The sequence below is a fragment of the Streptomyces sp. NPDC007808 genome, from assembly GCF_042868655.1.
GTDB lineage: Bacteria > Actinomycetota > Actinomycetes > Streptomycetales > Streptomycetaceae > Streptomyces.
The window spans coordinates 482,817-507,517 of sequence record NZ_JBIAEQ010000008.1; the positions used below are offsets into that span (position 1 = coordinate 482,817).

Below are 24,701 nucleotides of genomic sequence, written 5' to 3' on the forward strand. Positions count from 1 at the left end.
CGAGGCGACCGGTTTGTTTTCAATGCGGCCTCGGGTCGCCCGGCCGTGCCCGAAACCGCTCCGGCGCACGCCGCGCACCCTGGTCGACTCAGCGCGGCGGAGGGGCTGTTGTGGCGATGCAGGAGCGCGCCATCAGAACGCGAAGGCTGATCCTGGAGGCCGCGGGCGCGGTCTTCGACGAACACGGGTACACCGCGACCACCATCGCGATGGTCCTGGAGCGGGCCGAAGTGACCAAAGGGGCCCTGTACTTCCACTTCCCCTCCAAGGAATCCCTGGCCCAGGCCGTACTGGACGAGCAGCTCTCGCTCGGCGCGGTCCCTGCGCAGCCCTGCAAACTACAGGAACTCGTCGACATCACCTTCGTGTTCGGGCAGCGACTGCTCGACAACCCGCTGCTCAAGGGCAGTGTGCGACTGGCGGTGGACCAGAGCGCGCCGCCCGGTGTCGACCATGCCGGACCGTTTCGGCAGTGGGCGGACCATCTGACCGAGGTGCTCGAACAGGCTGCTGCGCAGGGTGAGTTGCTGCCGAGCGTCGATCCCAGGCAGACGGTGGAGCTGCTGGTCGGCGCGTTCGCCGGAGTGCAGCTGATGTCGCGGGCGCTGACCGACCGGAGCGATCTGGCGCAGCGTATCTCGGTGTTGTGGGGACACTTCCTGCCGAGCATCGCGGTGCCGGGCATGCTGACCGCCATCGACCGGGAGCCCGACCGCGGCGCCCGGGTGCTGGCCGCGCTGGAAGCCGGGGACGGCGTACGGGCGGGGATGCGTCTGTCGGCGCGCTGAGCACGCGGGACCGACCGGGAAGTCGGTTTCGGTGGCGTTCGGCCGGCGAAAGCATGACGGGTTCGGTGGCGTTCGGCCGGCGAAAGCATGACGGGCCGGCCGATGCCCCATCCGCACCGGCCGGCCCGCCCGTCTGTGGTGCGCGCCCGCTCAGGGCACGCGCTCACCTTCCTCTCAGAAGGTCAGCTTCCAGCTGTTGATCCTGCCCGTGTCCTGGGCCGCGGTGTCCTGGACCCGCAGCTTCCAGGTGCCGTTGGCGCTCTCGGCGGAGGCGTTCACGGAGTAGGTGGTGATCACGTTGTCCGCGGAGTCCGAGGAGCTGGCGGCCTTCAGACGGAAGCTCGTTCCGTCCGGGGCGACGAGGTCGATGACCAGGTCCCCACGGTAGGTGTGGGTGATGTCCACGCCGACCTGGAGCGCCGACGGGGCGTTGCCGCTGCGGCCGCTGACGGTGATCGGGGACTCGACGGCGGAGCCGTTGTCCGGGATGGAGACGGCGGACGTGCTGGCGAAGGTGGTGCCCCCCGTGGAGCCGCCGGAGCCGCTCACCGCCTGCACCGTCTTGGCCGCGTCCGCCAGGCCCGCACCGCAGCCGCCCGAGCAGGTCCCGGGCAGCGCCCGGGCGTTGGTCTTGATCGCCGACTCGATCTGCGCCGGGGTCAGGGACGCGTTGGCCGACTTCATCAGCGCGGCGAGGCCCGCGACGTGCGGGGCGGCCATGCTGGTGCCCTGGTAGTAGTCGTAGTTCTCGGAGGACGGGCCCTGTGCGCCGGAGTTCAGCGTGGACAGGATGCCGTTCGTGGTGACGGAGTTGGTCTCTCCGCCGGGGGCGGCGATGTCGACGACCGTGCCGTAGTTGGAGTAGTAGGAGCGGTTCCCCTGGCGGTCGGAGGCGGCGACGCTGATGACGTTGTTGCAGCTGGCCGGCGAGTAGTTGGCGGCGTTGGCGTTGCTGTTGCCCGCCGCGACGACGACCGTGGTGCCGCGGTTCACGGCGGCGTTGATGGCGCTCTGGGTCGCGGCGGAGCACGCGCCGCCACCACCGAGGCTCATGTTGATGACCTTGGCGACGTTGGTGTTCGCCGGGACCCCGGAGACGGTGCCGCCGGACGCCCAGGTGATGGCGTCGACGATGTCGGAGTCGTAGCCGCCGCACTTGCCGAGCACACGCAGCGGGGAGATCTTCGCGCCGTACGCGATGCCGGCGACGCCCTTGCTGTTGTTGGTGGCGGCGGCGATGGTGCCCGCGACGTGGGTGCCGTGCCAGGAGGACGTGGAGGCGGGGTCGCCCGACTGGCACTCGTTCGCGGCGGTCCAGTCGCCGGGGTCGGCCGGGTTGCTGTCGCGGCCGTCGCCGTCGTTGCCGACCGTGGCGTCGGAGATGAAGTCGTAGCCCGCGACCATGTTGGCGGCGAGGTCGGAGTGGCTGACGTAACCGGTGTCGATGACGGCCACGGTCACGCCGGTGCCGGTCGCGACGTCCCAGGCGCCCGGCACCCGCATGCCCGCCGTGGTCTCGAACAGGTCCCACTGCTTGGTGTACTCGGTGTCGTTGGGCGTGGCCAGCGGCTTGTTCAGCCGGTCCGGTACGACGTAGGCGACCTGCGGGTCGGCCTGGTACTCGGCGACGACATCGGCGACGTCCGCCTTGGTGAGGTTCTCGCCCAGGTCGACGAGGGCGGCGCCGGAGCCGAGGCGGCGCCGGAAGTCGAGGTCCTCGCCGGCCTCCTTGCCCTTGGCCGCGGCGTCGGCCTCCGCGGCCTTGTTCGACTTGGCCTCGGCGGCCTGGGACTTGTAGCCGACGATCAGGCGCTCGGCCGGGGCGCCGGGAGCGGCCTCGGTCTGTGCCGCCGGGACGGAGGCGGCTTCCTGGGGAGCGGTCTCCTGGGCCACGGCGACCGTGGTGGCGGCGGTGAGGAGGGCGGCGGAGGCCGCGGCGACGGATATCAGCTTCCGTCTGGAGGATGGGGAGGTACGCAAGGGCTTGCCTTTCGTAGCCGGCCGTACTCCGGTGCAGAGCGGAGCGGCGGTCGATGTCGCTTCGTCCTCGAAGCGGAGGGGGGTGCCGCCACCGGGTGGTGTCCGGCCGTTCCCGTCCGTCCGAAGGGCGGGCTCGGCGGCGTCTGTGGGGCGAGCGTGCGTGCCAGACGTCGCCGGGCAGGCGGGAGCGGTCGGACCCCGCCCAGGGCGGGTGGGGGCCATACGAAGTGCGGGGGCGCGGCGGCCGGCCTGGCGCGAACCTGACCCGTTGGGGGTTACCCGTGGGTTGGCTGTGGTCGAACGATAGGCAAAGAGAAGGTCAGCGGGATACAGGGGAAACCCTCGATCCGGCTGGAAAACCACCCTCTACGACGAAGGGTTGACCGGTTATACCGGACTTCACCCGGCTCGTCGCGTGGTGAACGCGCCGGGCCCGTCTCCCGTACTGCACGAGGACCCTGCCCGAGCCGGCCGAGGAGACGTTCCGGATGTCCCGGATGCCCTGGATGAGATCGCATCGCACCGCGCTGGCGGCCGTAGCCGTCACGCCACTGCTGCTCACGGTGTGGACGGCGAGCCCTGCCCGCGCGCACGGCGCGCCGACGGATCCGGTCAGCCGCGTGTACGCGTGCTCCCCCGACGGCGGCGGCGCCTCCGGCTCGGCGGCATGCCGGGCGGCGATCACCTCGAACGGCGCGCCCTTCACGGCCTGGGACAACCTCAGGATCGCGAACGTGAACGGACGCGACCGGCAGATCGTCCCCGACGGTCGGCTGTGCAGCGGTGGACTGCCCGCCTACCGGGGTCTCGACCTCGCCCGCGCCGATTGGCCGTCGACCCGGTTGGCGCCGGGCTCGTCCCTGACGATGAGGTACGTGTCGACGATCCCGCACACCGGCACCTTCCGGATGTACCTGACCAGGCCCGGATACGACCCGACGAGACCACTGGCCTGGTCCGACCTGCCGGAGCGGCCGTTCGCGGAGGTCAAGGACCCGGCGCTGAGGGACGGGGCGTACCGGTTCACGGTGCGGCTCCCGTCCGACCGGTCGGGGCGCCATGTGCTGTACACGATCTGGCAGAACAGCAGCACGCCGGACACCTACTACTCCTGCTCGGACGTGGTGTTCCCGGTGGACGGGGACGGCGGCGGGCGCGGCGAGGAGAACGGTGGTGACCGCACGACCTCGCCGGCCGGGGAGTCCGACCGGGACGCAGGCAGCAGGACCGCCGGCCCGGCGCCGGCGGACGACACCCGCGCGCCATCCTCACCGGCGCCCTCCTCACCGGTGGACGCGAAGGCGCCGCGCTCCCGGAGCGCGGACACCCCCGACGGCACGCCGGTGGCGTCCACCGGCGGTACCGGTACGGGGGTCTCGGCGCCCCTGCTGGCGGGCGGCGCCGCCGCGGTGCTGGTGCTCACCGGGGGCGCCGCCCTGGCACTGCGGCTGCGCCGGAGGTGAACTCCGGTCAGCCGAGCGTCAGTTGACGTACACGGCCTCGCCGCTGCCCGTCACCGGGGCGTACTTGGCGGTGAAGTAGCCGTTGGCGAAGCACAGGGACGAGCCGGAGACCTTCGCGAACTGCTGGCCGGTGAAGTTGATGCTGTTGTCGGCGTTGCTCGCCGTGCCGCTCAGGCTCGGCGCCTGGTAGACGCAGTTGATGCTGCCCAGCAGGGTGCGCAGAACGACCGTCGTCTGGATGGTGGAGCCCGCGGCCGGGGTCACGGTGACGGCGCCGTCGGAGGACACGGCGGCGCTGTAGGGCAGGTTGTTGACGGTGATGCTGGTGACACCGAGCACGCCGAGGACGTTGGTGGTGCAGCTGGCGGGGTCGAAGGTGTGCGCGGTGACCGACTCCGTGGCGGTGCCGGGCGCACCGGGGTTGTCGGTGACGGTGGCCGTGAACTGCGACTTCGTGCAGGAGATGCCGCTGGTGCCGGTCGCGCTGGAGTAGAAGGTGGCGGCCGTGCCGCCGGCCAGCGGAGCGGTGAGGACCTCCCCGGCCGCGACGGCCGTACCGCCGACGGAGCCGGTGGTCAGGACGGCCCCGTCGGCCGCGGAGGCGGGGCCGGCCAGGGGGAGGGTGAGGGCGGCGACGGTGCCGGCGAGGGTGAGGAGGGTGCGCGTACGCATGCGGGTACCTCGGCTTTCGTTGCGGGGGTGTGCCCTGAGGGGATCAGGGGGTTCGGGGGTTGGGGGGGCGGGTCGACGGGCGCCGTTGCCGGTCCGTGACGCCTTCTCCGTACGACACGGACCGGCAACGACGGGCGACCGGTGACCGGCCGGAACCATGGGGGGATCCCGGCCGGGCCGGGCGGGGCCCCGGCACGGAGCGAGGGGGGAGCGACCGTGACGGCGCCGGGGAGAGAACTCGCGGAACGTGAAGGACATCAGGTCCCAGAACGCGGGCGGAAGGCCACGCGGCGGCGGATCCGGCGCCACGGATCCAGGGGGGAGCCAGGGAGAGTTGTAGACCTGAGCCTCAGTCAACGTCAAGGAGTCGCAAGCGAGTTGCCGTCCACGGCGACAACCTTTCGAGGGGCACGGGGATGCGCGACGCGCAGGCGGCACACAATCAACACCCTTTTTCCACAACCATCTTGACCCTCGGGTGTAACCACCGGTAACTTCCGGGCTCGGCTACTGCGGAGTACGAGAAAGCCCTTGCACCCGCCGGGAGTGGCAAGGGACGTACACCGCGGGCGCTGTCCGCGCCAGGACAACGTGCCGCTGATGCCCTACCCGCACTTTCCTGCACTGGGAGCAGTTATGGCCTCGTCCTCGGACATCACCCACACCCCTGAGAACCCGGAAAGCGGTTCCACCCCCGAAGCCTCCGGCGCCCCCGAGGGCCCCGCGAGACGCGGTCGGGTCCGGGCGCGCCGGGCCGCCGTGATGGCGGTTCCCGCCGCCCTGGCCGCCGGCGCCCTCGCGGTCCTCACCGCCGAGGGTGCGCTCGGCGTGCAGTTCGCCATCTCCGGCATGCCCTTCACGGTCACCGCGACCGAGCTCAAGGGCACCGGGTTCGAGCAGTTCGGCGGGCTCGACCACATGGCGCCGGGCAGCCCCAACGAGGGGGACACCGGCGGTCAGGTGCTGGTCGTCACCTCCGCGATCAAGAACGCGACACTCACCAAGCTGTGCCAGAGCGTCGACCTCGGCGGCGTGAACCTGCACATCACCGCGGGCGGCGGGAGGGAGAAGGTGACGGCCACCGATCTGACCACCGACTCCACCGAACTGTCGGGTGACGCGGCGTTCGGCGGCATCGAGATCGGCAATGACGCGAGCACCTTGACCAAGGCCGGGGTGAAGGGGCCGATCGGTGTGTTCAGCCAGCAGGCGGACACGGTGTACATCGCGAATCTGCGGCAGACCAACTACGCGACCACGGCGGGCGTGTTCAAGCTCCCCGGCCTCAAGCTGCGCTTCAGCGAATCGGGGTGCTGATGCGCGCGGGTACGGATGTGCGGTCGGCCTTCCGGCGCTGGAGGGCCGACCGGCCGTTCTGGGGCGGGGTGCTGCTCACTCTGGGCGGGGCGGAGATCCTGCTCACGATGAAGGCGTCGCTGAAGGTCGTGCTCCATGTCGGGATGCAGGGGTTGGCGGGCTATCTGCTGCCGACGCTGATGGTGCTGCTGGGACTGTTGACGCTGTTCCATCCGACGCAGAGGCTCTTCTACTCGATCACCGGGGTCCTGGTCTCGCTGGGGACCTGGCCCACGTCGAACCTGGGCGGCTTCTTCGTCGGGATGTTGCTGGGCGTGGTGGGGAGTTCCCTCGCTTTCGGGTGGCTGCCGGACCAGGAGCCTCGAAGGAGCCGGCGGGAGCGTCGCCGAAGCGCCCTGGGAGCTGGTTGAGCGCGGCGGGGCGCTCCATGTCCGACGGTTGGGTCGCGTCCACTCGGCTCGGTCCCTGCGGGCCGGGGAGATCGAACCCCTGCCGGCGACCGCAGCCCGCGCCCCGGGCTCGGGCGCGGGCCCCGCGACCGGTCGAGGGAAGGACGGCGTACGCCTGAACCGCCCCGCGGGACCCGGCGGCCGCTGTGGACGCGCCGGCGTTCCGCGGGACGCGCGATCCCGGTGAGCCGGTCGCGCTGACCGTCATCGCTGTCGTGCACGTCCCGCTGGACGAGCACGACGCGGTCGGGCTCGTGCGGCGACCGCTCGACCCGCTGCCCGGGTGCCGCAGCTGTCCCGCGATGTCCGCCGGTGCGACCTCGCGCCGGACGCGGCAGGCCGGGCCGCCCGGGAGTGCGCGGCGCGAGGCGCGCGGACGCGGACGCGCGATCCCGACGGGACCGAGGAATTCTTCACCGGTCTGGACCTCGTCGGACCAGGGGCCGTCCAGGCCCGCGCGTGGCGTGCGGACGGCGCCGGTACCGCGTTGCTCCGGGAGGCGGGCATCGCAAGGCGCGCAGGGGTGGTACGCACGCCGAGTTGATCCGGTTTGCGAGCGCAAGCGATGCGGACGAGCCGACTCCGGTCTGCCTTCCCGCCAGCGGTTCATCACGATGTGGCAGCGACAACTCACACGGTGTGGTTGCGCACTTGACTACCGCTGGTCACACACGATTTGCTCCGCCCCAGCGGGAGTTCACCAGGTCGGCGCACTCGCGTACGGTTTTGGCCGTACTCTCGTTCGTTCCTCCGGCTCGGCCGCACAGCGAGGTGCCGCACCCTCATGAAGACTCCATCCCCCTCCTCCGCCTGCGCTCGCGTCGTGGCCCTGACGGCCGCCACCTGTCTGCTGCTGACCGGTTGCTCCGGCGGCGGCGGGGCCGACGAGGCATCGGGTGCGGAGGCGGGCGGCCCGCGATGGAAGATCGCGCTGATCACTCACGGCGGCAAGGGCGACGCCTTCTGGGAGCTGGTGCACAGGGGCGCGCAGGCCGCGGCCGCCAAGGACGGCATCGACCTGACCTTCGCGAACGACTCCGACCCCGCGGGCCAGGCCGCGTTGGTGCGGGACGCCGTCGAGCGGCGGGTCGACGGCATCGCCGTGACCCTCGCCAAGCCATCGGCGATGGCCGGCCCGGTCAGGGCGGCCCGGGCGGCCGGCATTCCCGTGGTCGGTCTCAACTCCGGTATGGATGTATGGCGGTCGGCGGGGCTGCTGGGGTACTTCGGCCAGGACGAGAGCGTCGCGGGCCGGGCCGTCGGCGACAAACTGGACGCCCTCAAGGCCCGGCACACCCTGTGCGTCATCCACGAGCGTGGCAATGTCTCCCTGGAGGCGCGCTGCGCGGGTGTGAAGAAGGCGTTCGGCGGCAGGACCGAGAACCTGTACGTGGACGGCACCGACATGGACGCGGTGACCGACGCCGTCGCCGCCCGGCTGTCCCAGGACTCCAGCATCGACGAAGTGGTCACGAACGGGGCGCAGTTCGCGCTGGTCGCCGTGAAGGCGGCCCGGGAGGCCGGCGGCAAGGCCCGTGTCGCGACCTTCGACCTCAACAAGGACCTGGTCAAGGCGGTTCGGGACGGGGACGTGCAGTTCGCGGTCGACCAGCAGCCGTATCTGCAGGGCTACCTCGCGGTGGACTCCCTGTGGCTGTACCGGACCAACGGCAACACGCTCGGCGGCGGCGAGGCACCCGTCCTCACCGGCCCGGCGTTCGTCACCAAGGCGAACGTGGCCGCGGTGGCGAAGCCGGCCGCCGCCGGTACCCGTTGACGGTCGCTTCGCACCGACGTGTCCCCAAAGATTCGGTCACGTATGACGCGCGCGCTCACCTGTGCGGCTAGCATCCTGCGCACCCCCCGGTGACGTACCGGACACGCCGCCACCCCCGGCGCCCGTCCCCCATCCGCTCCCCCTCCGCTGATCGCCCTAGGACGACGATGTCTGCACGGACAGGTCCCCGGCGCCGCCTCGGCTCCATACGTCTCTCCCTGATCCTCCTCGCGCTGGTGCCCAGCGTCATGCTCGCCGCCGTCTGGAGCGTGACGACGATCCAGATGTTCTCGGAGGGACTGCGGCTGCGCGATCAGACCGGGCTGAGCAGGTCGACGGGCGCCATGGGCACGGAGGCCACGCTCGCGCTCCAGCGGGAGCGCAGCTTCTCGGCCGTCTGGCTCGCCTCCCGCGAGGAGGGGGCCCGCGCCGCGCTGGAGGCGCAGCGCCGCGAGACCGACAAGGCGGTCGCGAAGCTCCTCGGCCGGTCCGACGAGATCCAGCAGGCGCCGCCCCGGATCAAGGACCGGCTGTACTCGGTCGTCGCGTCGGTGAGCAGCCTGGAGTACTACCGGGGCCAGGTGGACAAGCCCACCGACATCACGGCCGTGCAGGCACTCGGCCAGTACACGTCGATCATCGACGACCAGATCCACGCGTTCCAGGAGCTCTCCCAGGTCGACGACGGCGACCTGACCTCGCAGGCGGGCCCGCTCGTCTCCCTGGAGCACGCGGCCGAGCTGGTGTCCCAGGAGGACGCGCTGCTGACCCTGGCGGGGCCGAAGTCCAGGATGGACGAGAAGACCTGGGTCGAGTTCGCGAAGTCGGTGAACACGCATCGCTGGCTCGTCGAGGACCAGATCCTGCCCGCGCTCACGGGGAGCGCGAAGTCGCAGACCGAACGGATCCTGCGAAGCCCGCACTGGCGCACCCTGGAGTCCGTCGAGGACCGGGTGCTCGCGGCACGGGCGGCGGCCGGTGACTCCGGGAACATCGTGATCCCGGAGGTGCAGAAGCAGTGGCGGGCCGCGCTGATCGAGGTCTCGGACGCGTACTCGGTGCTGATCCGGCAGCAGACGGCGGCGTTGCTGCAGCACAGCGCCGACGAATCGCGCAGCCTGCTGATCAAGGCCGCGGCCCTGAGCGCCGGCGGTCTGGTCGCGCTGCTGCTGTGCGTGTGGATGTCCTGGCGGATCACCCGCTCGCTGTCCCGCCGGCTGCGCGGCCTGCGCGAGGCCACCCTGAGCCTGGCCCAGGAGCGGCTGCCCGACGTGGTGGCCCGGCTGGAGCGGGGCGAGAAGGTCGACGTGGAACTCGCGACCCCGCCGCTGGACTACGGCCACGACGAACTGGGCCAGGTCGCCGAGGCGTTCAACACCGCCCAGCGCACGGCCGTGCACACCGCCGTCGAACTCGCCGACACCCGGCGCGGCTTCCAGAAGATCATCCTGGGCATCGCCCGGCAGAGCCAGAACCTGGTCAACCTCCAGCTCACCAAGCTCGACGCGCTGGAGCGGGTGCACCAGGACCCCGAGGTCCTCAAGGGCCTGTACGAACTGGACTCCACGGCGAGCCAGTTGCGCCGCTACGAGGAGAACCTGGTCATCATCAGCGGTGAGCGCCCCGGCCGCAGCTGGAGCGAGCCGGTCGCGCTGATCGACATCCTGCGCAGCGCGGTCGGCGAGGTCGCCGAGTACCAGCGGGTGGAGGTGGACACCGAGGAGGAGGTGCACCTCGCGCCGCCCGCGGTGGCCGACGTGATCCATCTGCTGGCCGAGCTGATCGAGAACGCCACCCTGTACTCGCCCGCGCCCGCACCGGTCGGAGTGCGGGCCGCGATGGTGGCCAAGGGACTGGCCGTCGAGGTCGAGGACCGCGGCCTCGGCATGTCGGAGGAGGACTACGAGTCCTTCAACGCCCAACTGGCCGAGCCCCCGCAGTTCGACGTGGTGGCCCTCGCCGACGACCTGCGCCTGGGCATGTTCGTCATCGGCAGGCTCGCGCACCGGCACGGCATCACGGTCACGCTGCGCTCCTCGCCGTACGGCGGCACGACGGCGATCGTGCTGATCCCGCACGACATCGTGGTCCGGGACATGCCCGCCCCGGACCACGACGAGGCGGAGCACGCCGGGGCCGCCGAGCCGGAGGAGCCCGTACGGGAGTCCCGCCCCGTCGTCCCGGCCCGCACCGGCCCCGAGCCGACCGCCGCGCCCGCGGCCCGGCTGGGCGGGCCGACCCCGCTGCCGCGCCGGGTGCCGCAGACCAGCCTGGCCGCCGAACTGCGCGAGGAGGCGCCGCTCGCCGAAGCGGACGACGGCGCCGACGACTTCACCGCCGAACGTGCCGCCTCCTCCCTCGCCTGCTTCCAGCGGGGCACGCTCAGGGCCCGCGACGAGAGCGGCGACGGCGACACCGAGGCGCCGGACGCGCCCGAGGCCGCGAGTCCGCGGCTCCCGGCCGCTCGGGGGGCGGATGCCGACGGCAGCCGTGCAAAGCCTCCGGCGTCCGGCTCGGTCTCCGCCTCCTCCCCCACGTCCTCCACCCCGCCCGCCGACCGTTCATGAAGGACATCGCCATGACACGCCCCACCCCCGCCACGGACACCCAGCTCGACCAGTTGCTCACCGGACTCGTGGAGCGGGTCGCCGACGTCAACCACGCCGTGGTGCTCTCCGAGGACGGGCTGGTGGTCAGCAAGTCCACCGGGTTCCTGCGCGACGACGCCGAGCGGCTGGCCGCGACCGCGTCCGGCCTGATGAGCCTCAGCAAGGGCGTCAGCCTGGACTTCCGGGGCGGCCCGGTGCGCCAGGCGCTGATCGAGATGGCCCACAGCTATCTGATCCTCACCTCCGCCGGGCCCGGCGCCCATCTCGTCGTGCTCACCAATCAGGGCGCGGACGTCGGTGTGGTGGCGTACCAGATGAACATGCTGGTGAAGAAGATCGGCGAGCATCTGTCGGCGGCGCCGCGGGCCCATGTCGGCCCGGGCGCGTGAGGTGAGCGCTGACGATACGGCGGGCCGCCTGGTACGTCCCTTCACCCTGACCGGCGGCCGGACCCGGCCCAGCCGCACCGACTTCACGCTCATCACGACGGTGACGGCGGTGGACCCGCCGCCGGAGCGGGCGCCGCGTCCGCAGCCGGAGCAGACGCGGATCCTGCGGCGCTGCGCCCGGCCGCTCGCCGTGGCGGAGCTCGCGGCCCACCTCGACCTCCCGGTGAGCGTCGTGGCGATCATGCTCTGCGATCTGCTGGAGGCGGGCCTGATCACCGTGCACCCACCGCACCCCGTCACCCCCCGCACCCCGGACCTGGACCTGCTGCAGAAAGTGAGGGACGGCCTTGGCCGGCTCTGACACCACCGCGACGGCCCTCGCGCCGCCCGACACGGTCAAGATCCTCATCGCCGGCGGCTTCGGGGTCGGCAAGACCACCCTGGTCGGGTCGGTCAGCGAGATCACCCCGCTGCGCACCGAGGAGCCGCTGACCGCCGCGGGGTTGGGCATCGACGACCTGGACGGCATCGAGGAGAAACGGGCCACGACCGTGGCCCTGGACTTCGGCCGGATCACCATCAGCCGGGAACTGGTGCTGTATCTGTTCGGCACCCCCGGGCAGCAGCGGTTCTGGTTCATGTGGAACGACCTGGCGATCGGCGCGCTCGGGGCCGTCGTCCTGGTGGACGTGCGGCGGCCGGAGTGCAGCTTCGCGGCGATCGACTTCTTCGAGCGCAGAGGCATCCCCTTCGTCGTCGCCGTCAACGGCTTCCACGGTGCACACCCTTACCCCGCCGAGGACATCCGGGACGCCCTCGCGCTCCCGGCGCACGTACGCGTACTGCTGTGCGACGCGCGGGAGCGCGAGTCGTGCCGGGACGTACTGATCGCCCTGATCGACCAGCTGATCGCGGACGCCGGCAACGCGAACTGAAGGGGAGCCGTCTCCCTGACCGAGGAGAACCGAGCGGGGTGACTCCCGCCCCGGCGCGATCGCGTGGCGAGAATGCGCCAAGGCCGACCGGGCGATTGACGCGCCCCCGACACTCTCCTACCTTCTGGCCGATCAACCGAACTCAGTTCGATATACCGACCGTCGATGGCACCGGACGGCGCTGTCCCGTCCTAAGGCCCGCACCCCACCTCCCTGGAGAGCGCATGACGAAACACCTTTCCCGCAGACAGGTCCTCGGCATGACGGCGACCGTTCCGCTGGCCGCGACCGGCGCCCTGACGCTCGGCTCGGGAACCGCCCACGCCGCCGACTCGGCGTACGTCATGGCGTACTTCACCGAGTCGACCACCATGCTGGAGGCCGACTACGGCCTGCACCTCGCCGTGAGCACCGACGGCCTGCGCTGGATGCCTCTGAACCAGAACAAGCCGGTGGTCACCCCGACCTCGGGTGCGGGAGGGCTGCGCGACCCGTTCGTGCTGCGCAAGCAGGACGGCACCTTCGTCGTACTCGCCACCGACCTCAAGGGCACCGACTGGAACCGCGACAGCGTCCACATCCACGTCTGGGACTCGGCCGACCTGCGGTCCTTCACCGGCTACCGGCTGCTGAAGCTGCACGACATGACGAACACCCACAGCTGGGCACCGGAGGCCTACTGGGACGCCGGGCGCGGGCAGTACGGCATCCTCTACTCGTCGGTGAACAGCAGCGGCCACAACGTGATCATGGTCAGCTACACGACCGACTTCCGGACGACGACGAGCCCACAGGGCTTCTTCGACCCGGGCTACGACGTCATCGACGGCAACCTCACCATCGGGGTGAACGGCGTCAACTACCTGTACTTCAAGCGGAACCAGACGCTGGTGGGAGCCCGGTCCACGTCGCTGAACCCGGGCAGCTTCACCGCGTTCGGCACCGCCGTCTCCCACGGCGGAACCGAGGCCCCGACGGTGGTGAAGTCCCTGGCCTCCGACACCTGGTACCTGTGGGGAGACACCTACACCCCCAACGGGGTCTTCTACGCCTGGCAGTCGACCGATCTCGCGTCCGGCACCTGGACGCCGCTCGACCAGCGCCTCTACACCCAGCCGCTCAACTCCAAGCACTGCGGCATCCAGCCGATCACCAGGACCCAGTACGACAACCTGGTCGCGCGCTGGGGCGCTCCGGCCTGGAACCGGCTCAAGTCCTACAACTTCCCGGCGCGTTACGTCCGGCACAGCGGCTTCGCGGGCCGGATCGACGAGTACCCCTTCGACCCGTTCCCCGACTCCCAGTGGAAGCTGGTGCCGGGTCTCGCCGACCCCGCCGGGGTGTCCTTCCAGTCGGTGAACTACCCGGCCCGCTACCTACGGCACTACGACTACGCCCTGCGGCTGGACGAGAACGACGGCACCTCCACGTTCGCCGCGGACGCCACCTTCCACCGCACGGCCGGGCTCGCCGACGCCTCCTGGGCGTCGTTCCGCTCGCACAACAACCCGACCCGCTACATCAGGCACGCGAACTACGCCCTGCGCATCGACCCGGTCTCCACGGCCACCGACCGGCAGGACGCCACCTTCCAGGTCGGCTACTGAGCCGCCGCGCGTCGGGGTCGTGGCGGTACCCGCCGGACACGACCCCGACGCACGGCGGGTGTCAGTCCAGGCCGGCCGACTTCAGCCAGGCCTTGGCCACGTCGAGCGGGTCCTTGTTCTCCAACTGGACCTGTGAGTCCAGCTCCAGGAGCGTCTTGGTGTCCAGCTTGGCCGAGACCGCGTCGAGCGCGGCGACGCCCTCCTGGGAGAGACCGCTCTTGTGGACCAGCGGAGTGACGTTGGCGTAGCCGAAGAGGTTCTTCGGGTCCTTCAGGACGACGAAGCCCTCCTTGGTGATGGTCGGGTCCGTGGTGAAGATGTCCGCCGCCTGGACGGTGTTCTTCGTCAGCGCCGCCTGGGTCAGCGGGCCGCCCGCGTCCAGCGCCTTGAACGACTTGAACTTCAGGCCGTACTCGGTCTCCAGGCCCTTCAGGCCCTGGTGGCGGGTCTGGAACTCCGGCGAGCCGCCGATGACCAGGTCCGCAGCGATGTCCTTGAGGTCGGCGAGGGTGGAGTCGGCGGTCAGGTCGTACTTCTTCGCCGTCTCGGCGTTGAGGCTGACGGAGTCCTTGTTCTCGGCCGGTGAGGACTGCAGGATCGTCAGCTTCTTGTCCAGCGCCGCCTTCACCGCGGCGTCCACGGCCTCGGCCGACTTCTGCTCCGCCTTCGGGTCCAGGTAGGCGAGCAACGAGCCGTTGTACTCCGGCAGAACGGTGACGGAGCCGTTCTTGAGCAGACCGTAGGTCGTCTCCCGGCTGCCGATGTTGGGCTTGTAGCTGACCTTGATGCCCTTGGCCTTGAGAGCCTCGCCGTAGATGTCGGCGAGCAGGACGCTCTCGGCGAAGTTGTTCGAGCCGACGACGACGGTGTCCGCGCTCGCCTCGCCCTCGGCGAGCGGATCGGACTTGTCGGAGGAGGAACATCCCGCCAGCAGCGCCGCGGTGGCGGCGAGCGCGACGGCGGCCGCGCCGGGATGGTTCCTGAGGGACCTGCTGCGTGGGGCGGTGAAAGTCACGATTCCCGTTCCGAATATAGGGGGTTGGGAGAGCACTACAACTGATCCAATCCAGCTGGTTCTCTGTCAGTCAAGGGCATGCAGGTCACCGATTGGCTTCGAAAACCGGAAGGTAACGGGCAGTTGCGTTCCTGGGACGAAGGGGACCGGCCGGGGCGCGCGGGGCCTTGACGGAATCTTGACGTACAGTTCCGGTCACGGTGATCAACGGGCGGTACTGTCCCCGAAAAGAGCCGAACCGTACTCGAACAGCTGCGGTCACGTGAGACCTCGCGCGCCGTGCGACGCCCACGAAGGAGGCAACTCGGTGGCCACGAACGAGGCAGGCGCGCCCCGCCCGCGTCGTCTGCGCGGTCTCGCCGACCGCTGGCCCTTCCGGCGCAAGCTCAATCTGCTCGTCGGTGTACCGCTGACCGCGGTCGCGGTGCTGCTCGCCTACCTCATCGCCGAGCAGACGGTGCAGTCGCGCAACGCGGCGGACGCCGCCTGGCTGGTCCGCGAGAGCGCCGAGGTCGCGACCCTGGTCGACAAGCTGGCCGCCGAGCACCAGCAGGCGGTCCTGCTCTCCGTACGGCACGAGGCGACCGAGAGCGGCCCGCCCTCCGCCGCCGCCTACCGCACCGCGCAGTCCCTGGTGGACGCCCAGGTCGAGCGGGTGCGTGAGGCGTTCGGGGAGCGCCTGCCGCAGAGCGAGGCGCACGCGCTGCGGGCCGTCGAGGGGCTGAGCAGCCTGCGCGACACCGTCGAGCAGGGATATGTGCCCGCCGAGAACATCGACCCCGCGTACACCCACGCCGCGCAGGGGCTGATCGACGGCCTGGGGCTGGACCGCAACCCCGATCTCGCGACCACCTTCACCGGCAACCTGCTGGACTCCCTGCTGCGGGCGGGCGCCGCGCACAGCGCCTTCGTGACCGGGGTCTTCTCCGCGTCGACCGGGGACTCCAACGCGCTCATCGAGTTCATCGGCGCGATCGGGTCCTACGACGAGTACACCCACCAGGCCGACCGTTTCGCCCGGTTCGCCACCGAAGCGCAGACCGCTCAGCTCAACGGGATCAAGTACACGGCCGCACAGGCCACCATCAGCCGCCAGTACGCGGAGCTGCAGATCGACCCCGGCTCCGTGCAGGCCCGCTCGCCCGCCGAGATCCGCGAGTCACTGAAGGCGGCGCTCGACTCCTACCCCGCCTACCGCGACCAGGCCGCCACCCGTCTGGCGATCACCACCTCGCTCATCGGCCAGATCGCCGACCGGGCGGACCACGCCTCCGAGGAGGCGGCGTGGCGTGCCGTGCTGCTGCTGGGGCTCGCGGTGTTCGGCTTCGCCGTCTGGCTGGTCCTGGCGATGCTGGTGCGGCGCTCGGTGGTACGCCCCGTGCAGGCCCTGACGGGAGCCGCGCGGCAGGTCGCCGAGGTCGCCGAGCGCGAGCTGGCCCGGGTGGCCGACGACGACGCCGAGGACGACGGTCCGCCGCGGCTGCGCGCGATGCCGGTCACGGCACGCGACGAGATCGGCGAACTCGCCGAGACCTTCAACCAGGTGCAGGCGATGGCGGCCGCGCTGCTGGAGCGGCAGGTGCTCAGCCGCCGCAACGTCGCGGAGATGTTCGGCAACGTGGGCCGCAGGGTCAGCAATCTGACGACACGTCAGCTCGCGTTGATCGACGCGGTGGAGCGGGGCGAGACGGACCCCGCGCTCCTGGAGCGTCTCTACTCCATCGACCACATCGCGGTACGTCTGCGTCGCAACGCCGACAGCCTGATGCTGCTCGCCGGTATCCACGAGGCGGACTTCGACGCGGGGCCCGCCGCGCTCACCAACGTCGTGCGCGCCTCACTCGGACAGATCGAGGGCTACCAGCGCGTGGAGCTGCGGGCCCGCACCGCAGCCGTGGTGGAGCCGGAGGTCATCGGCGACCTGACGCTGATGGTGGCCGAACTCGTGGAGAACGCGGTGTCGTTCTCACCGCAGGGCAGCCCGGTCGAGGTGACGGTGGCGGACGGCGAGCGCAGGGACGCGGTGATCGTCGTCGCCGACCACGGCCTGGGCATGAGCCCCGAACGCCTCGACGAGGAGAACGCCCGCCTGATCCGCCGGGAGCGCCTGGACCTCGTACCGACGAAGGTCCTGGGCCTGTTCGTGGTCGGCACCCTGGCGCGCCGCTGGGACATCGCGGTCACACTGTCGCGCACGCCGGGCGGCGGTGTGACCGCCGAGGTGTCGGTGCCGTCGAAGCTGCTGGTGACGGACAGCGTGACCGAGGGGACGCCCACGGCGGCGCTGGCGGCCGTGGCCGGGGGCGCGGCCCGCGGTACGGCGGTCGCCGCGGAGGCCGAGGCGGACGCGGACGTAGCCGCAGACGCAGCCGCAGCCGCAGCCGCAGACGCAGCCGCAGACGCCCCGAGCGTCGCACCGGGCGGCGGCGCCCCGCTGCCCCAAGGCACGCCCCCGTCGCGCCCGGTGTCCGGACCCCGCGCGTCGACCGCCGCACCCACGGAACCCGCACCCACGGACCCTGTACCGGCCGACCCGAACGCACCGCGGCCCCTTCCCCGCCGGGTGTCCCAGCGGCAGGTCACCGCGGCCGACACGGCTGCGACCTCCGGTCCTGAACCGGCCGTCCGGGCCGACCGGCGCTCCCCGGTCGGCGCCGCCACGACGCCCCCGGCCTCCCCGGCCTCCGGCGATGCGTCCGCCGCCCGTCCCCTGCGGCGCCGCGTCCGCGGCGCGACCCTGCGTGCCGACGCCGGGGACGCCGCCCCGCAGGCGGCGCTGCGGCAGGGTGGGCGCACCACGGACGCGGAGGCCGTGCGGGCCGCGATCGAGGAGTTCGAAGCGGCCGTGGAGCGCGCACACCGCGACTACAGGAACGGCGGCACCGCAGACCGTTCCACCACAGTCCCGCACCCGACCCCCCATATGCACGACCAGAACGACCTCCCGGAAGGAGCGCAGCAGTGAGCACGTCGACAGGTGGCACCCCGGCGGAAGGCGTCACACCGGCCGAACTGCAGGCCGCCGCAGCCGACTTCGCCTGGCTGCTGAACCGCTTCGCTACCGAGACGGCCGGTGTCGTGGACGCCATCGCCGTCTCGTCGGACGGGCTGCTCATCGCGGTGTCCGAGCTGCGCGAGCAGGCGGACTGCGAGCGGCTCGCGGCGATCGTCTCCGGTATCACCAGCCTGGCCGCCGGCGCCTCCGGCAACTACGGCCTCGGCGCCCTCAACAAGGTCATCATCGATCTGGAGGGCGGACATGTCCTGGTTTCCGCGATCGGCAGCGGCGCCGTGCTCGGCGTGGTCACCGACAAGGAGGCCAAGCTGGGCAACATCGCTTACGAGATGACGGTGTTCGCCAACCGTGTCGGCGCCGCCCTCAGCCCGCAGCTCGTGCTGGAGCTGAAGAACAGCGTCGGCGCCTCGTCGTCCCGCTGACCCCGTACGGACGACAGGACTCCCCATGGCGGACGGCACCGAAGCACCGGACCCGGGCGGCCCGGACCCGGTGGGTCCCGCCTCCGCCGTACGGCCGTTCCTGCTCACCGCCGGCCGGGTGGCGGACGGTGCCGACGGCCGGTCGATGCCCGTCGAGACCCAGGTGGTGGCCACCGCCGAGGGACTCGACGCGCTCGACCGGCTCGCCTTCGAGCACCACGACATCGTGGCCGAGTGCCGGCTGCCGCAGTCCATCGCGGAGATCGCGGCCCGGCTGCGGCTGCACCTGAACGTGGTGCGTGTCCTCGCCGAGGACCTGCGCGCCGCGGGACAGTTGACGGTGCATGTGCCCGACGCCGGTCTCGTTCATGACGCTTCCGTACTGCGCAGGGTCATCGACGGACTGCGCGCCATCCCCGACGCACGAGGTATCCAGTGACACCGACCGAACCGGCCACCGTACGACCGCCGCTGCCGGTGAAGATGGTGATCTCGGGTGGCTTCGGCGTGGGCAAGACCACGGCCGTGGGCTCGATATCCGAGATTGAGCCGCTCACCACGGAGGCCGCCATCACGGAGGTCGCGGCGGGCGTGGACGACCTCTCGCACACCCCGCGCAAGACGACGACCACCGTGGCCATGGACTTCGGCTGCATCACCGTCGACCCGACCCTGAAGCTGTACCTGTTCGGCACGCCCGGTCAGGAGCGGTTCGGCTTCATGTGGGACGACATCGTCGAGGGCGCGGTCGGCGGGCTCGTCATCGTCGACACCCGCCGCCTCGACGACTGCTACGCCGCCGTCGACTACTTCGAGCACAAGGGCATCCCTTTCGCGGTCGCCGTCAACGCCTTCGACGGCAGGGTCGAGCACACGCTGGAGGAGGTCCGCTGGGCGCTCGACGTCAGCGACGGCGTCCCGGTCGTCGTCTTCGACGCCCGTGAGACCGGGTCGGTGCGGGACGCCCTGCTCGTCGTACTGGAACTGGCGCTGGCCCGCGCACAGGCCTGAAGCCCCCGCCGTACTGCCTCACCGTGCGGCCCGTACGGCCGCCGCGGCGGAGGCGATGTCGGCCCACCTGTCGCACGTAGGGCGCACCCGGCGGCCCCGGTGGTCCCGCCTCAGGTGCGCCTGCGCACCCCCGGTGACGTCGCCAGCCGTCCCAGCAGCCAGAAGACCGCGAGGGTCACCAGGGCCATCAGGGCGACCAGGGTGGCGCCGCCCACGACCTTCTCGTAGTCGCGCTGGTAGAGGCCGTCGATGATGTAGCGGCCCAGACCGCCGAAGCTGACGTACGCGGCGATGGTGGCCGTCGAGACGATCTGGATGGCGGCCGAGCGCAGGCCGCTGAGGATCAGCGGGAGGGCGACGGGCAGTTCGACCCGGAACAGGATGCCGGTCTCGGCCATGCCCATGCCGCGGGCGGCGTCCACCGGTGCCGGGTCGACCGAGCGCATGGCCTCGTTGGTGGTGACCAGGATGGGCGGGACGGCCAGCACGACCAGGGGGATCATCACGGGGGCCATGCCGAGGCCCAGCAGGATGAACATCAGCACCATCAGGCCGAAGCTGGGCAGCGCCCGCGCCGAGGTGGCGATGAGGGCGAGCGTGTTGCCGCCGCGCCCCGTGTGGCCGGTGAGCAGGCCGATTGGCAGTGCGACGGCGGCGGCGATGCCGAGCGCCATCAGCGTGTACTCGACGTGCTCGCCGACTCGCGACGGTATGCCGTCGTAGCCCTGCCAGTGGGCGCTGTCGCTGAAGAAGGCGCTGATGTGGCTGAGGACGTTCACCGGGCGCCCTCCTTCGCGACGCGGGTACGTGAGGAGGTGCGGGTGCCGCGCGGCATCCAGGGCGTGAGCAGGGTGCGCACGCCGATCAGCAGGGCGTCCACGAGGATCGCGAGGACGGCCGTACCCACCACCGAGAGCCACACCAGGCGCGGCTGGCCGTACCTCATGCCGGCGTCGAGCATGTTGCCGAGGGCGCCCTCGTTGCCGATCAGCATGCCGACGCTGACGAGGGAGATGCTCGACACGGATGCCACCCGCAGCCCGGCGAGGATCGCGGGCGCCGCGATCGGCAACTGCACCTGGACGTAGCGCCGTACCGGTCCGAAGCCCATGGCGGTGGCGGCGGCCAGCGTCTCCTGCGGCACCGAGCGCACGCCGTCCACGATGGCCGGGACCAGCACCACCAGGCTGTAGACGGCCAACGGGATCATCACCGTGAGTTCGCTCAGGCCGGTGTAGTCGATGAGCACGACGAAGAAGGCGAGCGACGGGATGGCGTACAGGACGGTCGTCACCCACAGCACCGGCGGGTACAGCCAGCGGAAGCGGACGCACAACTGGGCCACCGGCAGGGCCACGACCAGCCCGGCGAGCACCGGGAGCAGGCCCTCGCGCAGGTGCAGTGCGACCAGGCCGAGGTAGCTGTGCTCCAGGTAGCTCGGCATGTCCAGGAGCTCGGTCACGGAGCGACCTTCCGGACGTCGTCGTCCGTACGTCGCCGCTCGGCGTGCGCCCCGCGGACGGCCTCGCCGATGCTCTGCTGGGAGACGACGCCGGTGGCCCGGCCCTCGTCGTCCACGGCGACGGCCCATCCGGTGGGCGAGAGCACGGCGCAGTCCAGCGCGGCCCGCAGCGAGTCGGTGCCGGCGACGAACGGGCGTCCGTACGGCAGCAGTCGGTCCGTCCTGATCCCGCCCGCCACGAGGTCGTGCGGCTCGCTCCAGCCGAGGGGCCTGCCGTCCGGGTCGGTGACGAGGAGACAGGGGGCGTCGTCCGCGCCGGCGGCGGCGATCTGCTCGGCGGTGGCGTCGACGGCCACGATCGGCGCGGTCAGCAGGTCCAGGCCCGTCGAGGGGAAGAAGGACAGCCGTCGGATGCCGCGGTCGGCGCCGAGGAAGTCCTCCACGAACGCGTCGGCGGGGTGGGACAGCAGTTCGGCGGGCGGGGCGAACTGGGCGAGCCGCCCGCCGGTGCGCATCACCGCGACCATCGTGCCGAGCTTGACGGCCTCGTCGATGTCGTGAGTGACGAAGACGATGGTCTTGCCCAACTCCTCTTGGATGCGCAGCAGTTCGTCCTGCAGGCCCTTGCGCACCACGGGGTCGACAGCCGAGAACGGCTCGTCCATCAGCAGCACCGGAGGGTCCGCCGCCAGCGCCCGAGCCACCCCGACACGCTGCTGCTGGCCCCCGGACAGCTGGTACGGGTACCGCTTGGCGAGCGCCCCGTCGAGCCCCACCCGGTCCATCAGCTCGCGCGCCCTCGCCCGGGACTTCTCCTTGCCCCAGCCGAGCAGGCGGGGCACGGTGGCGATGTTGTCGAGGATCGTGCGGTGCGGGAAGAGGCCGGCGTTCTGGATGACGTAACCCATGGACCGGCGCAGGGTGTTGACGGGTTGCTGCCGGCTGTCCACGCCGTCGATGAGGATGGTGCCCTCGCTGGGTTCGACCATCCGGTTGATCATGCGCAGCGTGGTGGTCTTGCCACAGCCCGAGGGCCCCACGAGCACGGTGATCGAGCGGTCGGGTATCTCCAACGAGAGCCGGTCGACCGCCACCGTGCCGTCCGGGTACCGCTTGGTGACTGACTCTATCCGTATCAAAACGCCGAACACCCTTCGCGGCTGACAGACTTGGCTCGCTTCCGGTTTCGGCCGAGCGGGCCGTCCGCCGAGTCTAGACCGCCGCTGTTCGAGCGCCTCGTCAGGCGTCGGTCACGCCGCCCGCACCTGCGCTCCCGCCACCGGGAACCCCTCCGTACGCAGCACCCGCCGCTCGGCGTCCACCGCGAAGACCTCGCAACCCGCCCGTGCGGCGGCCCACTCGACGCCTTCCGTGCCCATCGCGAAGGCGGCGGTGGCCGTCGTGTCCGCCAGGGTCAGGGACGAGGCCACGACGGTCAGGGAGAGCAGGCCGGTCGCCGGGCGGCCGGTGCGGCCGTCGAGGATGTGGTCGCCGCGTTCGTAGCGGGCGGACGTCGCGATCGCCCCGTCGGTCAGTTCGGCGACCGTGCAGACCTTGTCGGCCTGCTCGGGGTGGCGTACCCCCACCCGCCAGGGGCCGCCGGAAGCGACCACGTCGCCCCCGGCGTTGAGGACGAAGCGCCGCGCGCCCGCCGCCTTCAGCAGGTCGGCGGCCCGCTGCACGGACCAGCCCTTGACCACCGCGCACGGATCCAGCCCGCGCCCGGGCAGCCGTACGTCGAAGGCACCGCCCGTGGCGATCCGGTACTCCTCGCACAGGTCGAGGACTTCGCGCAGGTCGGCGCTGATGTCACCGGGTGACAGCTCGCCCCGGTCCAGTCGGCACACCTCGCTGTCGGCCCTGAACGGGCTGAAGCGGGCGTCGACTTCACGCAGCCACGCGAACACGGCGTCCCCGATCGCCGTTGCGATGTGGTCGTCGTCGACCCGCAACGACACCGGGAACCCCATCACCTGCTCGACGCGGTGCACGTCAGGCGCCCTTCGCGTCGATGGCGGCCTGGAGGGACTCCTTGTAGCCCTCGCTCGTGATCGTCGCCCCCGACACCGAGTCGACGTCCGCGCTCTGCGCCTCCAGGGTCCCCGCGATCAGCTTCGGTACCGCGGCCGTCGTCTGCGGATGGTTCGGCTGCTGAAGCATCCGCACCGACGCGATCCTGGAGCCCTCGAAGGTCACCTCGACCTGCACGGGGCCCTTGTCCGTCCGCACCGTCGAGCCCTTGACGACCGTGCCGCCCGAGGCGGGGGCGGAGGCCGGCGAGGACGGTGCGGGGGCGGGGGCCGCGTCCTCCGTCGCGGGGGCGCCGAGGGACGGTTCGTAGCGCCAGACGGGGATGAGGCCCGCGACGCTCAGGACCAGGACGGGTATCGCTCGCTTCATGGTGTCTTCCTCGTCCTCTCAGCCGGCCAGGCTGAAGCGCTCGAAGTGAACCTGCTGCTTGGGCACTCCCAGCTCGCGCAGGCTGCCGATGACGGCGTTCATCATGGGCGGCGGCCCGCACAGGAAGACGTCCCGGTCGGTGATGTCCGGCACCAGCCGCGCCAGCTCGGCCGGGCCCAGCTTGTCGGGGACCGACGGACCGGTCACCAGGTGCAGCTCGGCGCCCTTGGCGTGGGCGAGTTCCGTCAGCTCGCCGTAGAGGACGGCGTCCCGGTCGGTCGCCACCCGGTAGATCACGACGGCGTGGCCGTGCAGTTCCTCCAGCAGCGCCCGGATCGGGGTGACGCCGACACCGCCGGCGATGAGGACGGCCTCCGGCCGGGTGCGGTGCAGTGCGGTGAAGGCGCCGTACGGGCCCTCGGCGAAGACGCGGGTGCCGACCTCCACGTGCCGCAGAGCCGCCGAGCCGTCGCCGGCCGCCTTGGCGGTGAGCCGGAGCTGGGTGCCGTCGGGCGCGGCCGACAGGGAGAAGGGGTTGGCCTGCCACCAGCGGTCCTTCGTCAGGAACCGCCACAGGAAGAACTGGCCGGCCCGCGCCGGGAGCTTGTCCAGGTCGCGGCCGGTGATGTAGATCGAGACCACGTTGTCGGACTCGGGGACGACCGCCGACACGCGCAGCCGGTGGCGCAGGTTGCGCCGGAGCGGGAGGACCAGGCGGCCCACGAACACCGCGCCGAGCGCCACGCCCCACAGCCCGTACCAGTACGCCGTGGCGGCGGAGGACGAGGTGAAGGACGTTCCGACCGCGACCTGGTGCGAGAAGGCCAGGACCACCGCGACGTAGGTGTACAGGTGGATGAAGTGCCATGTCTCGTACGCCAGCCGGCGCCGTGCGAACCGGGCGGAGACCACCCCGATGACGAGGATGATCCCCAGGGCGACTACGGCGCGCAGGACGCCCTCGACCGTCTCGGCGAGGTCGATCAGCTGGTTCACCGGGTCCAGCGAAGAGGATCGGGCGTAGCCGAAGGTGATGAACACGGCGTGCGCGAGCAGAGCCCACAGGACGCCGAACCCGGTCCAGCGGTGCCAGGAGGTCAGCCGGTCCATGCCGATCCGGCGGTCCAGCCAGGGCAGCCGGGCCACCAGCAGCAGCTGGAGCGCCATGAGCAGGGCGCCGAACAGGCCGGCCAGCCGGCCGAGCACGATGAGCGCGTTGGAGGCGAAGCCGGCGGCGAAGAAGAAGTAGAGCACCACGGCCACGTTCGCGGCGCACACGGCGTACAGGCCCGTGCGGGCGACCACCCTGGGGCGTATCGCCGTGGGGGGCGCTGGGGGCGAGGGGACGGTCGTCGTCACGGGCGGCAGCTCCTTGATCTCGTCTGGGAC

General features: G+C 71.4%; 24 protein-coding genes. 15 read left to right on the forward strand and 9 right to left on the reverse strand.

Annotated elements, in window-relative coordinates:
- The first annotated feature begins 110 nt into the window (after window positions 1-110).
- On the forward strand, window positions 111-788 hold the full coding sequence (locus ACFYNL_RS30480) for a ScbR family autoregulator-binding transcription factor (protein WP_388808795.1): 678 nt from the start codon (window positions 111-113) through the stop codon (window positions 786-788).
- A gap of 174 nt (window positions 789-962) precedes the next feature.
- On the opposite strand, the gene ACFYNL_RS30485 is transcribed toward ACFYNL_RS30480, so the two are convergent.
- Window positions 963-2,768 carry a S8 family serine peptidase gene (locus ACFYNL_RS30485; protein WP_388808798.1) on the reverse strand — a complete coding sequence of 602 codons (1,806 nt, stop codon included), beginning with the start codon at window positions 2,766-2,768 and terminating at the stop codon, window positions 963-965.
- A gap of 497 nt (window positions 2,769-3,265) precedes the next feature.
- Between ACFYNL_RS30485 and ACFYNL_RS30490 the strand changes: the two genes are divergently transcribed.
- Window positions 3,266-4,231: a lytic polysaccharide monooxygenase gene (locus tag ACFYNL_RS30490; protein ID WP_388809103.1), complete on the forward strand. Its 966-nt coding sequence runs from the start codon at window positions 3,266-3,268 to the stop codon at window positions 4,229-4,231.
- Between the two features lie 18 nt (window positions 4,232-4,249).
- On the opposite strand, the gene ACFYNL_RS30495 is transcribed toward ACFYNL_RS30490, so the two are convergent.
- Window positions 4,250-4,903 carry a Tat pathway signal sequence domain protein gene (locus ACFYNL_RS30495; RefSeq protein ID WP_388808801.1) on the reverse strand — a complete coding sequence of 218 codons (654 nt, stop codon included), beginning with the start codon at window positions 4,901-4,903 and terminating at the stop codon, window positions 4,250-4,252.
- Window positions 4,904-5,539: 636 nt separating this feature from the next.
- Between ACFYNL_RS30495 and ACFYNL_RS30500 the strand changes: the two genes are divergently transcribed.
- From ACFYNL_RS30500 to ACFYNL_RS30540, 9 genes are all read left to right on the forward strand, one after another.
- Window positions 5,540-6,220, forward strand: coding sequence for a DUF6230 family protein (locus ACFYNL_RS30500; RefSeq protein ID WP_388808803.1), 681 nt, complete (start codon window positions 5,540-5,542; stop codon window positions 6,218-6,220).
- The gene (locus ACFYNL_RS30505; protein ID WP_388808806.1) at window positions 6,220-6,630 is read left to right on the forward strand and encodes a DUF6114 domain-containing protein; all 411 of its coding nucleotides are present in this window, start codon (window positions 6,220-6,222) and stop codon (window positions 6,628-6,630) included. Before ACFYNL_RS30500 ends, ACFYNL_RS30505 begins: the two co-directional genes overlap by 1 nt.
- Before the next feature lie 322 nt (window positions 6,631-6,952).
- Window positions 6,953-7,213 (forward strand): SAM-dependent methyltransferase, encoded by a 261-nt coding sequence (locus tag ACFYNL_RS30510; RefSeq protein WP_388808808.1) that lies wholly within the window; start codon window positions 6,953-6,955, stop codon window positions 7,211-7,213.
- 240 nt (window positions 7,214-7,453) lie between these two features.
- Window positions 7,454-8,446 carry a substrate-binding domain-containing protein gene (locus ACFYNL_RS30515; RefSeq protein WP_388808811.1) on the forward strand — a complete coding sequence of 331 codons (993 nt, stop codon included), beginning with the start codon at window positions 7,454-7,456 and terminating at the stop codon, window positions 8,444-8,446.
- 167 nt (window positions 8,447-8,613) lie between these two features.
- Complete coding sequence (locus tag ACFYNL_RS30520; RefSeq protein WP_388808814.1) at window positions 8,614-11,013, forward strand: nitrate- and nitrite sensing domain-containing protein; 2,400 nt, start codon at window positions 8,614-8,616, stop codon at window positions 11,011-11,013.
- Between the two features lie 11 nt (window positions 11,014-11,024).
- Entirely contained in the window at window positions 11,025-11,444 is a 420-nt protein-coding gene (locus ACFYNL_RS30525; protein ID WP_128431111.1) for a roadblock/LC7 domain-containing protein, read from the forward strand.
- Window positions 11,425-11,805, forward strand: coding sequence for a DUF742 domain-containing protein (locus ACFYNL_RS30530; RefSeq protein WP_388808817.1), 381 nt, complete (start codon window positions 11,425-11,427; stop codon window positions 11,803-11,805). The genes ACFYNL_RS30525 and ACFYNL_RS30530 overlap by 20 nt, the downstream gene beginning before the upstream one ends.
- Window positions 11,792-12,379: an ATP/GTP-binding protein gene (locus tag ACFYNL_RS30535; RefSeq protein ID WP_388808820.1), complete on the forward strand. Its 588-nt coding sequence runs from the start codon at window positions 11,792-11,794 to the stop codon at window positions 12,377-12,379. The genes ACFYNL_RS30530 and ACFYNL_RS30535 overlap by 14 nt, the downstream gene beginning before the upstream one ends.
- 224 nt (window positions 12,380-12,603) lie before the next feature.
- Complete coding sequence (locus tag ACFYNL_RS30540) at window positions 12,604-13,986, forward strand: glycoside hydrolase family 43 protein (RefSeq protein ID WP_388808821.1); 1,383 nt, start codon at window positions 12,604-12,606, stop codon at window positions 13,984-13,986.
- Window positions 13,987-14,047: 61 nt separating this feature from the next.
- Here ACFYNL_RS30540 and ACFYNL_RS30545 read toward each other — a convergent pair whose 3' ends face one another.
- On the reverse strand, window positions 14,048-15,001 hold the full coding sequence (locus ACFYNL_RS30545; RefSeq protein WP_388808824.1) for an ABC transporter substrate-binding protein: 954 nt from the start codon (window positions 14,999-15,001) through the stop codon (window positions 14,048-14,050).
- A gap of 307 nt (window positions 15,002-15,308) precedes the next feature.
- On the opposite strand from ACFYNL_RS30545, the gene ACFYNL_RS30550 reads away from it, so the two are divergent.
- Genes ACFYNL_RS30550 through ACFYNL_RS30565 form a run of 4 tightly spaced genes read left to right on the forward strand, consistent with a single transcriptional unit; the run spans window position 15,309 to window position 19,450 of the window.
- A complete protein-coding gene (locus ACFYNL_RS30550) occupies window positions 15,309-17,966 on the forward strand; it encodes an ATP-binding protein (RefSeq protein ID WP_388808827.1) in 2,658 nt (885 codons plus the stop codon).
- Entirely contained in the window at window positions 17,963-18,439 is a 477-nt protein-coding gene (locus ACFYNL_RS30555; protein WP_388808829.1) for a roadblock/LC7 domain-containing protein, read from the forward strand. The genes ACFYNL_RS30550 and ACFYNL_RS30555 overlap by 4 nt, the downstream gene beginning before the upstream one ends.
- A 25-nt stretch (window positions 18,440-18,464) precedes the next feature.
- The gene (locus ACFYNL_RS30560) at window positions 18,465-18,878 is read left to right on the forward strand and encodes a DUF742 domain-containing protein (protein ID WP_388808832.1); all 414 of its coding nucleotides are present in this window, start codon (window positions 18,465-18,467) and stop codon (window positions 18,876-18,878) included.
- The gene (locus tag ACFYNL_RS30565) at window positions 18,875-19,450 is read left to right on the forward strand and encodes an ATP/GTP-binding protein (RefSeq protein WP_388808834.1); all 576 of its coding nucleotides are present in this window, start codon (window positions 18,875-18,877) and stop codon (window positions 19,448-19,450) included. Before ACFYNL_RS30560 ends, ACFYNL_RS30565 begins: the two co-directional genes overlap by 4 nt.
- Before the next feature lie 110 nt (window positions 19,451-19,560).
- Here the strand turns inward: ACFYNL_RS30565 and ACFYNL_RS30570 are convergent, their stop codons facing one another.
- The 6 genes from ACFYNL_RS30570 to ACFYNL_RS30595 all read right to left on the reverse strand — a co-directional run bounded on the left by ACFYNL_RS30570 (window position 19,561) and on the right by ACFYNL_RS30595 (window position 24,617).
- Window positions 19,561-20,229, reverse strand: coding sequence for an ABC transporter permease (locus tag ACFYNL_RS30570; protein ID WP_388808836.1), 669 nt, complete (start codon window positions 20,227-20,229; stop codon window positions 19,561-19,563).
- On the reverse strand, window positions 20,226-20,912 hold the full coding sequence (locus ACFYNL_RS30575) for an ABC transporter permease (protein WP_388808838.1): 687 nt from the start codon (window positions 20,910-20,912) through the stop codon (window positions 20,226-20,228). Before ACFYNL_RS30575 ends, ACFYNL_RS30570 begins: the two co-directional genes overlap by 4 nt.
- Entirely contained in the window at window positions 20,909-22,051 is a 1,143-nt protein-coding gene (locus ACFYNL_RS30580) for an ABC transporter ATP-binding protein (protein ID WP_388808840.1), read from the reverse strand. The genes ACFYNL_RS30575 and ACFYNL_RS30580 overlap by 4 nt, the downstream gene beginning before the upstream one ends.
- A gap of 111 nt (window positions 22,052-22,162) precedes the next feature.
- Window positions 22,163-22,903 (reverse strand): FAD:protein FMN transferase, encoded by a 741-nt coding sequence (locus ACFYNL_RS30585; protein WP_388808843.1) that lies wholly within the window; start codon window positions 22,901-22,903, stop codon window positions 22,163-22,165.
- A gap of 1 nt (window position 22,904) precedes the next feature.
- A complete protein-coding gene (locus tag ACFYNL_RS30590) occupies window positions 22,905-23,312 on the reverse strand; it encodes an FMN-binding protein (protein ID WP_388808846.1) in 408 nt (135 codons plus the stop codon).
- A gap of 18 nt (window positions 23,313-23,330) precedes the next feature.
- Window positions 23,331-24,617 carry a ferric reductase-like transmembrane domain-containing protein gene (locus tag ACFYNL_RS30595; protein WP_388809106.1) on the reverse strand — a complete coding sequence of 429 codons (1,287 nt, stop codon included), beginning with the start codon at window positions 24,615-24,617 and terminating at the stop codon, window positions 23,331-23,333.
- Between the last annotated feature and the right edge of the window lie 84 nt (window positions 24,618-24,701).